This is a genomic window from Frondihabitans sp. GW821-FHT04F02 (genome assembly GCF_059420045.1).
On sequence record NZ_JBWKSZ010000003.1, the window covers coordinates 179,006 to 189,631 of the forward strand.

7 protein-coding genes are annotated in these 10,626 nt (G+C 65.8%); 2 read left to right on the forward strand and 5 right to left on the reverse strand.

All coding sequences use genetic code 11. The features are described 5' to 3' along the window. Positions 1-38 precede the first annotated feature (38 nt). Positions 39-1,712 (forward strand): ABC transporter family substrate-binding protein, encoded by a 1,674-nt coding sequence (locus tag AC07TY_RS09470; protein ID WP_123506204.1) that lies wholly within the window; start codon positions 39-41, stop codon positions 1,710-1,712. A 169-nt stretch (positions 1,713-1,881) separates the two neighbouring features. Here the strand turns inward: AC07TY_RS09470 and typA are convergent, their stop codons facing one another. The 5 genes from typA to AC07TY_RS09495 all read right to left on the reverse strand — a co-directional run bounded on the left by typA (position 1,882) and on the right by AC07TY_RS09495 (position 9,383). After that, positions 1,882-3,789, reverse strand: a complete 1,908-nt coding sequence (gene typA, locus AC07TY_RS09475; RefSeq protein WP_123506205.1) for a translational GTPase TypA — start codon at positions 3,787-3,789, stop codon at positions 1,882-1,884. Between the two features lie 170 nt (positions 3,790-3,959). Then, a complete protein-coding gene (locus tag AC07TY_RS09480) occupies positions 3,960-5,720 on the reverse strand; it encodes a dipeptide ABC transporter ATP-binding protein (protein ID WP_494785153.1) in 1,761 nt (586 codons plus the stop codon). Beyond that, a complete protein-coding gene (locus tag AC07TY_RS09485; RefSeq protein ID WP_488625747.1) occupies positions 5,717-6,673 on the reverse strand; it encodes an ABC transporter permease in 957 nt (318 codons plus the stop codon). The genes AC07TY_RS09480 and AC07TY_RS09485 overlap by 4 nt, the downstream gene beginning before the upstream one ends. Continuing rightward, the gene (locus AC07TY_RS09490; RefSeq protein ID WP_123506208.1) at positions 6,663-7,592 is read right to left on the reverse strand and encodes an ABC transporter permease; all 930 of its coding nucleotides are present in this window, start codon (positions 7,590-7,592) and stop codon (positions 6,663-6,665) included. The genes AC07TY_RS09485 and AC07TY_RS09490 overlap by 11 nt, the downstream gene beginning before the upstream one ends. Before the next feature lie 153 nt (positions 7,593-7,745). Continuing rightward, complete coding sequence (locus AC07TY_RS09495) at positions 7,746-9,383, reverse strand: peptide ABC transporter substrate-binding protein (RefSeq protein WP_370454090.1); 1,638 nt, start codon at positions 9,381-9,383, stop codon at positions 7,746-7,748. Between the two features lie 312 nt (positions 9,384-9,695). Here AC07TY_RS09495 and AC07TY_RS09500 point away from each other — a divergent pair, with 312 nt between their 5' ends. Continuing rightward, positions 9,696-10,484 carry a CPBP family intramembrane glutamic endopeptidase gene (locus tag AC07TY_RS09500; protein ID WP_494785432.1) on the forward strand — a complete coding sequence of 263 codons (789 nt, stop codon included), beginning with the start codon at positions 9,696-9,698 and terminating at the stop codon, positions 10,482-10,484. The last annotated feature ends 142 nt before the right edge of the window (positions 10,485-10,626 follow it).

Genomic DNA, 10,626 nt, shown 5'->3' on the forward strand with positions numbered 1-10,626 from the left:
CAACCGCTGATCAGCAATTAGATCACTCTTGGAGCGCCATGAAACTGAAGAAATCTGCCGTTTTCGCCGCCGGGGCCGTCGCGGTCGCCCTGGTTCTGACCGGGTGCAGCGGGGGTGGCGGCGATACGAAGAGCACCTCGGACGGCAAGCAGACCCTGTCGTCCTCGGGTGACCAGAACATCCAGCCCGCATCGGCACTGAAAGACGGCGGAACCCTCCGCGTGCCGCTCTCGTCGTTCCCGGCGAACTGGAACTACGGCGAGGTTGACGGCACCCTGCAGGACGCCTTCGACGTCATGAAGACCATGATGCTGTCGCCGTACACGATCAACGCCAAGGGCGAGCCGACCCTCGACACCGACCTCGTCTCGAGCGTGGACGTCAAGGACGACCCGCTGACGATCACGTACAACATCAACGACAAGGCGCAGTGGAGCGACGGCACGCCGATCACCTGGAAGGACTTCGAGGCCAACTGGAAGGCCCTGAACGGCAAGGACTCCAAGTACCAGATCGCCGACCCCACCGGCTACAACCAGATGAAGTCGGTCACGCAGGGCACCAGCGCCAAGCAGGCTATCGTCACGTACTCCACTCCCTTCGCGGACTGGAAGTCGATGTTCAACTACCTCTACCCCGCCAGCGTCATCAGCACAGCTGACGGCTTCAACACGGGCTACCTGAACAAGATCCCCGTCACCAGCGGGCCGTTCAAGCTCAGCAAGATCGACAAGACCGCCCAGACGGTCACTGTCGTGCGCGACGACAGCTGGTGGGGTGACAAGCCGAAGCTCGACTCGGTCACCTTCCGTGCCCTCGACAGCGACGCCGACATCGACGCCTACCTGAACAACGAGATCGACGTCGTCTCGGCCGCCACCTCCGACCGCTACGACCGCGTGAAGAAGGCCAAGAACAGCGTGCTCCGCGCCGCTCCCAGTGCCAACTTCTTCCACATCGACATGTCGTCGTCGGGCATCCTGAAAGACAAGCAGCTCCGACTCGCCGTGCAGAGCACCATCAACCGCGAGGCGATCGCCGGCGTTATCTACGGCACGCTGCCCTACAAGGTGTCTCTGCTGAACAACCACATCTTCCTGTCGACCGACGCGGGCTACAAAGACGAGGCGGGCGACTACGGCAAGTCCGACCCCGACTCGGCGAAGAAGATCCTCGACGCCGACGGGTGGAAGACCGGCTCCGGGTCCGTCCGCGAGAAGGGCGGCAAGCAGCTGACCATGGCCGTCACCATCCCCGCCGGCGTTCCGACGTCGTCGCAGATCGCGCAGATCGTGCAGAGCGAGCTCGCCGACGTGGGCATCAAGCTGACGATCAACACGGTTCCCGTCGACACGTTCTTCTCCGACTACATCACGCCGGGCAAGTACGACCTGACGATGTTCTCGTGGGGCGGCACCGGCTACCACGCCGCCGGCGTCAGCATCTACACCTCCGCCAAGCAGGGACAGAACTACGGCCGCGTCAGCGACTCGGCCGTCGACAAGCTGCTCGCCTCGGCCATCACCGAGCCCGACACGACGAAGTCGAACCAGGACTACAACGACGCCGACAAGCTGATCTGGGAAGAGGGCCACTCGCTCCCCATCACGCAGCAGCCTCGCGTGATCGCGTCCAGCCCGAAGCTCGCCAACTACGGCGCCCGCCCCGGTGCGACCGACCTCGACTGGACCAAGATCGGCTTCGAGAAGTAGCCGACCGGCCGGCACGACCCGGAACGCCCCCGCTCTCTTCCTGAGGCGGGGGCGTTTCGCGTGCGGGTGCCGCGCCAGAGACGCCGGGTACGACGAACGCCCCGCCGTTCCTGCGTCAGAAGATCTGCGCAGGAACTGCGGGGCGTCGCGTTGCGCCGGCGGGGTGCGCCTAGGCGTTCTGCTTCTTGAGGCGAGCGGTCGATCGCTGGCGCGCGGACGCGTCGAGCTCGACCTTGCGGATGCGGATCGCGTCGGGGGTGACCTCGACGCACTCGTCGTCACCGGCGAACTCGAGCGCCTCCTCGAGCGAGAGCACCTTGGAGGGCGTCATCGACTCGAAGTTGTCGGCGGTCGACTGACGCATGTTGGTCAGCTTCTTCTCTTTGGTGATGTTGACGTCCATGTCGTCGGCGCGCGAGTTCTCGCCCACGACCATGCCCTCGTAGACCTCTTCAGTCGGCTGCACGAAGAACGACATGCGCTCCTGCAGGTTGATGATCGCGAAGGGGGTGACGACTCCCGAGCGGTCGGCGATGATCGAGCCGTTCGTGCGGGTCTGGATCTCGCCGGCCCAGGCGTCGTAGCCGTGGCTGATGCCGTTGGCGATGCCGGTGCCGCGCGTGTCGGTGAGGAACTGCGTGCGGAAGCCGATGAGGCCGCGCGCCGGGATGATGAACTCCATGCGGACCCAGCCCGAGCCGTGGTTCGCCATGTTCTCCATGCGGCCCTTGCGTGACGCCATGAGCTGCGTGATCGCGCCCAGGTACTCGTCGGGGACGTCGATGGTCATGTGCTCGAACGGCTCCTGCAGCTTGCCGTCGACGCGACGCGTCACGACCTGCGGCTTGCCGACGGTGAGCTCGAAGCCCTCGCGGCGCATCTGCTCGACGAGGATGGCCAGCGCGAGCTCGCCGCGTCCCTGGACCTCCCACGCGTCGGGGCGTCCGATGTCGACGACCTTGAGCGAGACGTTGCCCACGAGCTCGCGGTCGAGGCGGTCCTTGACCATGCGGGCGGTGAGCTTGTGGCCCTTGACCTTGCCGATGATCGGCGAGGTGTTGGTGCCGATGGTCATCGAGATGGCGGGATCGTCGACCGTGATGGTCGGCAGCGGCCGCACGTCGTCGGGGTCGGACAGCGTCTCGCCGATGGTGATGGTGTCGAAGCCGGCGACCGCGACGATGTCACCGGGGCCCGCGCTCTCGGCGGGGTAGCGCGAGAGAGCCTTCGTGATCAGGAGCTCGGTGATGCGGGCGTTCTGGACGGTGCCGTCGGACTTCACCCAGGCCACGGTCTGGCCCTTCTTCAGCGTGCCGTGGAAGACGCGCAGGAGGGCGAGGCGGCCGAGGAACGGCGACGCGTCGAGGTTGGTGACGTGCGCCTGAAGGGGGTGCTCGTCGTCGTAGGTCGGAGCCGGGACGTGCTGGAGGATCGCCTCGAAGAGCGGCTCGAGGTCGTCGTTGTCGGGCAGCGAGCCGTTCTCGGGCTTGTTCGTCGACGCGGCACCGGCGCGGCCGGAGGCGTAGACGACGGGAACGTCGAGGATCGCGTCGAGGTCGAGGTCTTCGACCTCTTCCGCCAGGTCGGAGGCGAGACCGAGCAGGAGGTCCTGCGACTCGGCGACGACGTCGTCGATGCGCGCGTCGGGGCGGTCGGTCTTGTTGACCAGGAGGATCACGGGGAGCTTCGCGGCCAGGGCCTTGCGGAGCACGAAGCGCGTCTGGGGCAGCGGGCCCTCGGACGCGTCGACCAGCAGCACGACGCCGTCGACCATGGAGAGGCCGCGCTCGACCTCGCCGCCGAAGTCGGCGTGGCCCGGTGTGTCGATCACGTTGATCGTGATGGCACCGTCGGTCGCGTGCTTGCCGTTGTAGAGCACCGAGGTGTTCTTGGCGAGGATCGTGATGCCCTTCTCGCGCTCGAGCTCGTTGCCGTCCATCATTCGGTCTTCGGTGTCGAAGTGCGCGTCGAACGAGTTCGTCTGCTTGAGCATCGCGTCGACGAGAGTGGTCTTGCCGTGGTCGACGTGGGCAACGATTGCCACGTTGCGCAGGTCACTGCGGATGGCAGTCGCCATAGTTGTACGTCCTTTGGAAGAGGGATTTGGGAGAAAGTCGAGAGGGGCGATCATGGCCCCGACCTCAAGAGTCTACCTGCCAACGGGTGAACAGCAGATTTCGTCCTCCGAGGGCTTAACGGGCGGCAACCCGCGAACCGGGGTTCGCGGGGTGCCGGACGATGCTGCGCCTACTTGCCGAACGCGAAGTTCGCGCCCGGGATCGCCTCGAGGAGATCGCGGGTGTACTCCTTCGACGGATTGCTGAAGACCTCGTCGGTCGACGCGCTCTCGACGATCCGGCCCTTCTGCATCACTGCGACCTTGTCGGCCACCAGGCGCACGACCGCGAGGTCGTGCGTGATGAAGAGGTAGGTCAGGCCGAGCTCCGACTGGAGGTCGGTGAGCAGGTTCAGGATCTGGCCCTGCACCAGCACGTCGAGGGCGGACACGGCCTCGTCGAGCACGATCACGTCGGGCTTGAGCGCCAGGGCGCGCGCGACCGCGATCCGCTGGCGCTGACCGCCGGAGAGCTCGTTCGGGTAGCGGTTGATCATCGAGATCGGAAGCGACACCTGCTCAAGGAGCTCGCGGACGCGAGCCTGACGGCTCGCGCTGTCGCCGACGCCGTGCGTGATGAGCGGCTCCGCGATCGTGTTGCCGACGCTGTAGACGGGGTCGAGGGATCCGTACGGGTCCTGGAAGACCGGCTGGACGCGGCGGCGGAAGTTGAACAGGTCCTTGCCGGTCAGAGCGCCGACGGAGCTGCCGCCGACCGTGACCGTGCCAGATGTGATCGACTCCAGCTGCAGCACCAGCTTCGCGACGGTCGACTTGCCCGAGCCGGACTCCCCCACCAGCGCCATCGTCGTGCCGCGCGGGATCTCGAAGGACACGTCGTCGACGGCCTTCAGCTCGGACGACTTGAAGCCGCCCTGACGGATCTTGTAGACCTTGGTCAGGTTCTCGACCTTGATGAAGTCGGGCGCCTCGTGCTTGGCGATCTGCTCGCGCTCGTGCGCGGCCTGGAGACGGCGCGCGTCGTCCGAGCCCGCTTCGGCGACGGCGTCGCCGTGGACGGCCGACGGAGCGATCTGCGACTGGATGCGGCGGCTCGCGAGGCTCGGAGCCGCAGCCACCAGGCGCTGCGTGTACGGGTGCTGCGGGTTCGCGAGGATCTCCTGCGACGGGCCGGACTCGACGACGCGGCCCTTGTACATGACGACGAGCTTCTCGGCACGCTCGGCGGCGAGGCCGAGGTCGTGCGTGATGAAGAGCACCGAGGTGCCGTAGTCGCGGGTCAGGGTCCCGAGGTGGTCCAGGATCCGGCGCTGCACCGTCACGTCGAGAGCCGAGGTGGGCTCGTCGGCGATCAGGAGCTTCGGCCGGGCCGAGAGGCCGATGCCGATGAGGACGCGCTGGCGCATACCGCCCGAGAACTGGTGGGGGAACTGCTTCAGGCGGGTTCCTGCGTCAGGGAGACCGGCTTCTTCGAGGACCTGGATGGCGCGCTTGCGGACGTCCTTGCCGGAGGCCACGCGGTTGGCGCGGATGGCCTCTTCGACCTGGAAGCCGATCGACCAGACCGGGTTGAGGTTCGACATCGGGTCTTGCGGCACGTAGCCGATCAGACGACCGCGGATGTCCGAGATCTCGGACTTCGGCAGCTTCACGAGGTCGCGGCCCTCGAAGAAGATCTCGCCGGCCGTGACCTTGCCGGTCCCGGGAAGCAGGTCGATGATGCTCGTCGCGGTCGTCGACTTGCCCGAGCCGGACTCGCCGACGATCGCGAGGGTCTCGCCCTGACCGAGGGTCAGGTCGACGCCGCGCACGGCCTCGACGTAGCCCGACTGGGTCTTGAACCCAATGTTCAGGCCTTTGATCTCGAGCAGCGGAGCGCCCTTCACCACGCCGTTCGCAGCCTGGGTCTGAGTGTCGGTCGTGGTGGTCATCGGCGGGCCCTCGCCTTCGGGTCGAGGGCGTCGCGCACGACGTCGCCCATCATGAGGAACGAGAGAACGGTGATGCTCAGCGCGGCGGCCGGCCAGAACAGCGGCAGCGGTGCCGTGCGGAGCGTCGTGCGAGCGTTGTCGATGTCGCCACCCCACGAGACGGTCGTGCCCGGCAGGCCGATGCCGAGGAACGACAGGGTCGACTCGGCGACGATGAACGTGCCGAGCGAGACGGTGGCGACGACGATGACCGGCGCGATGGCGTTCGGCACCACATGCCGCAGGAGGATCCGGAACCGCGAGACGCCCAGAGCGGTCGAGGCCATGACGTAGTCCGTCGCTGTCGCGCTGATGACCGAGCCGCGCATGATGCGCGCGATCTGCGGCCAGGCGAACAGGGCGAGGATCAGCGCGACGGTGAGCGGATTGCGATCGGTGATCGTCGACATGACGACGATCGCACCGAGGACGGTGGGGATCGAGAAGAAGATGTCGCCGATGCGCGAGACGACCGCGTCGAGCCAGCCTCCGTAGTAGCCGGCGAGCGAGCCGATGACCACGCCGACGACGGTCACGAGGACCGTTGCGAGGATGCCGACGAGGAGCGAGGCACGGGTGCCGTAGATCACTCGGGAGAAGACGTCGTAGCCCTGGAACGTGAAGCCCAGCGGGTGACCGGACCGGGCCCCGGCGTTGCTGTTGGACAGGCTGTTCGCCTGCGGGCTCACGTGCGTGAAGAGCCCGGGGAACAGAGCGATCACGATCACGAGGACGATGAGGACCCCCGAGATCCAGAACAGCGGGCGGGTGCGCATGGAGTCCCAGGCGTCGCGCGCGCTGGAGCGGGGCTTCTCGGACTCGTCGACCGCGTCGACGGCCTTGAGCGGCGTCTCCTCGAGGTCGGCGACGTAGTGGTCGGGCGACAGCTGGCCCGGAGTCGTGCTACTTGGCATAACGGATCCTGGGGTCGAGGAGAGCGTAGAGGAGGTCGACGAGCAGGTTCGCCAGCATGAAGATGATGACCATCACGGCGACGAACGAGACGACTGTCGGCCCCTGCTGGAGCTGGATCGCCTTGTAGACGGTTCCTCCGACGCCCTGGATGTTGAAGATTCCCTCGGTGACGATGGCGCCGACCATGAGCGATCCGATGTCGACGCCCAGGTAGGTGACGACGGGGACCAGGGAGTTGCGCAGGATGTGGACCGAGATCACGCGACGGCGCGGAAGGCCCTTCGCTGTGGCGGTTCGCACGAAGTCGGCGCTCATGTTCTCGGAGACCGAGGCCCGAGTGAGGCGGACGATGTAGGCGAACGACACCGTGGCCAGCACGATCGCCGGCAGGACGAGGTCGCCCCAGGGCGCTTCGGGACTCACCGTGACCGCGAAGAGGCCCCACTTGATGCCGAGGAAGAACTGGAGCAGGAAGCCGACGACGAAGGTCGGGACCGAGATCAGCAGCAGGCTGACGACGAGCGCCGAGTTGTCGAAGATCTTGCCTTTGCGCAGACCCGAGATCAGACCGACCAGGATGCCGGCGACGGCCTCGAAGAGGAGGGCCAGCATCGAGAGTCGGAAGGTGATGGGGAAGGCCTGCTTGAGCTGGTCGATGACCGGGATGCCCGAGAAGGTGGTGCCGAGGTTGCCCTGGAAGAGGTGCCCGATGTAGATCAGGTACTGGACGATGAACGGCTTGTCCAGGTTGAACTGAGCACGGATCTCGGCGATGACCTGAGGGCTGGGCTGCTTGTCGCCGTACAGTGCTGCGACCGGATCGCCTGGCAGGGCGAAGACCATGAAGTAGATGAGGAACGTCGCCCCGAAGAAGACGGGGATCAGTTGGAGGAGGCGCTTGCCGATGTACCAGAGCATCAGTCGTCCTCCCCGGTCTGCGAAAGCAAGAGGTCTATCTGCGAAGTCATTCGTGTCGCAATCATGGGGAATGGAGGGAACTCACCAAAAGGTCCGGGGTGAGAAACCCACCCCGGACCCTTCAGTTGTTTGTAGTGAGGTTACGCGAACTGGCTAGTTCTTGGTGACCGCGTAGTACAGCGGCGTGGAGTCCCAGCCGAACTTGACGTTGGACACCTTGGTGCTCCAGACGCCGACCTCGTTCGAGTACCACAGCGGGATGGCGGGGAGGTCCTGGAAGAGGACGGTCTGCGCCTGCTGGTAGATCTTGTTGGCGTCCGCGACCGTGGCCTGCGAGCTGCCCTTCTTGACGAGGGCGTCGAACTCGGAGCTCGAGTACTTGCCGTCGTTCGACGATGCACCCGTGACGTACAGCGGGGCGAGGAAGTCGTTCAGCGACGGGTAGTCGGCCTGCCAGCCAGAGCGGAAGGCACCGCTGGTCTTGCCACCCGCGACGTCATCGCGGAATCCGCCGAACGTCGGGTACGACTGGCCAGCGGCCTTGATGCCGAGCACGTTGGTGATGCCGTTGGTGACTGCGTCGACCCAGCCCTTGTGGCCGCCGTCGGCGTTGTACGCGATGGTGAAGGTGCCGGTGAACGGCGAGATCGCGTCAGCTTCCTTCCACAGCTCCACAGCCTTCGACTTGTTGTAGTTCAGGACGTCGTTGCCCTCGACGTCAGCCGAGTAGCCGTCGATCACCGGGGTGGTGAAGTCCTTGGCGGGCGTGCGGGTGCCCTGGAAGATCACCTTGGTGATCTGCGAGCGGTCGATGGCGAGGGAGATCGCCTCGCGACGCAGCTTGCCTTCTTTGTCTTCCTTGAAGTGAGCGAGGTTGCTCGGAATCGTGAAGGACTGGAAGATCGCGGCAGGCGAGTTGGAGAAGTGGTCCGGGAAGTCGGACTGGTACGTGGCGAAGTTGGCGTCCGGCACGGTGTCGTCGATGTCGAGGTTGCCGGCCTGCGCGTCAGCGTAGGCGGAGTCGAGACCGGTGTAGAAGGAGAAGTTCAGTCCGCCGTTGACGGGCTTGCGCGAGCCGGCGTAGTCCTTGTTGGTCACGAGGTCGATGCCGACGTTGTGCTTCCACGCGGTGGCCGACTTGAGCTTGTAGGGGCCGTTGCCGATCGGGTCCTGACCGAAGGCCTTGGTGTCCTTGTAGAAGGAGGAAGGCAGCGGGTAGAAGGCCGAGTAGCCGAGGCTGAGGGGGAAGTCCGCCTGCGGCGCGAGGAGAGCGACCTTGAACTCGGTCGGGCTCACGACGGTGAGGTCGAGCTGCGAGCTCTTCGCGCCGTCATAGCCCTTGAAGTTCGCGAAGAAGGACGATGCGGTCTGAGCGTTCTTGAGGTCGGCCGCCCAGGCCCACGCCTTCGTGAACGACTCGGCGGTGACCTTCGTACCGTCGGTGAAGGTCCAGTCGTCGTTGAGCTTGATGTCCCAGTTCTGCTGGTCGTCGGAGGTGATGCTCTTGGCGACCTCGTTGACGATCGCGCCCTTGGCGTCGTAGCTGACCAGTCCGTCGAAGAGCTGCGTGACGATCCTGCCGCCGCCGGTCTCGGTGGTGTCGGACGGGATGAGCGGCTTCTGCGGCTCGGTTCCGTTGGCCGAGATGATCGCGGTCGCGTCGCCGGCCGCGGCCGACTTCGTCGCCGAGTCGCCGCCGGACGAGCTGCAACCGGCGAGGACCATGCTGGCCGCACCCACGATCGCAATGGCGCCGAAGAGCGGGCGCAGACGCTTACCAGTGATTTTCACTGAATGTTCCTCCTGATGGAATGTGACGCACACGAGCCAACGCGCAAGGGGCACGCCGAACGGCTCTGGATAAGAAGACCATAAGTAAACGGTTGCGAAACGCCAAACCGCGAACCAAAGCGTTACGACTTGGAAACACGCGAAGCGCATTTGTTGCGAAGTAGGTCAGTTCCTTGCGTGGATTCGGATTTGCGCGCAACAATCCGTCATTTCAGGGAGTATGCAGGTGCGCCCAAGCTTTGCAACTTCCCCGTCATCGTCTGACATCATGGGCCGGTGCCGATCCGCCAGCCGCTGCCATTCCGCCGACCGCTGCCGTTCCCTGTGGCCGAACCGCTGGGCTCCGGAAACACGCGCGGGCGGGTCCGAGCCGAGATCCTCATCGTCCTCGCCCTGTCGCTCGGGGCCAGCGCGGTGTACTCCGTCGTTCAGATCCTCGACCTCCTGACCCGGTCGGCTCCCCTGTCGAACCAGACCGCGCAGCTGAACACCTCGCTCGACAGCCGCGAGATCTTCGACTTCGTCTACCAGGTGCTCGGCAACGGCTTCGACCTCGTGCCCGTCGTGCTGGTCGCCTTCGTGCTCTGGAAGGCCGCCCGGCCCCACCTCGGCCGGCTCGGCGTCGACTTCTCGCGCGTCGGAAAGGACGCGCTGTACGGCGCGGCTCTCGCCCTCTCGATCGGCATCCCGGGGCTCGCGCTCTATTTCGCCGGCCGCGCCATCGGGATCACCGTCGACGTGGTGCCCACCAACCTCGCCGCCCACTGGTGGACAGTGCCCGTGCTGCTCTTCTCCGCGCTCCGCTCGGGCATCACCGAGGAGGTCATCGTCGTGGCCTACCTCTTCGCGCGGCTCAGAGACCTCTCGTGGCGGCCGCTCTGGATCCTGCTCGCGGCCGCTCTGCTTCGCGGCACATACCACCTGTACCAGGGCTTCGGCGCGTTCATCGGCAACGCGGTGATGGGCCTCGTCTTCGGCTGGCTCTACATGCGCTTCGGCAGGATCCTGCCCCTCGTCATCGCGCACTTCCTGATGGATGCGGCGGTGTTCGTCGGCTACCCCTGGGCGGCAGCCGCGTTCCCGGCCCTCTTCGGCAGCTGACACCGCTTTCGCCTCGTGACGCCGGTTATCGCCGGTGTCGCGCGGCGAAAGCGGTGTCGCCCATCGAGTCGGGCGCGCGTCGCTCGGAGCGGTGAGATGCAAGGCGGAGCCCCGCGGGTAATAGCGGAGCTATGCCCGCGGG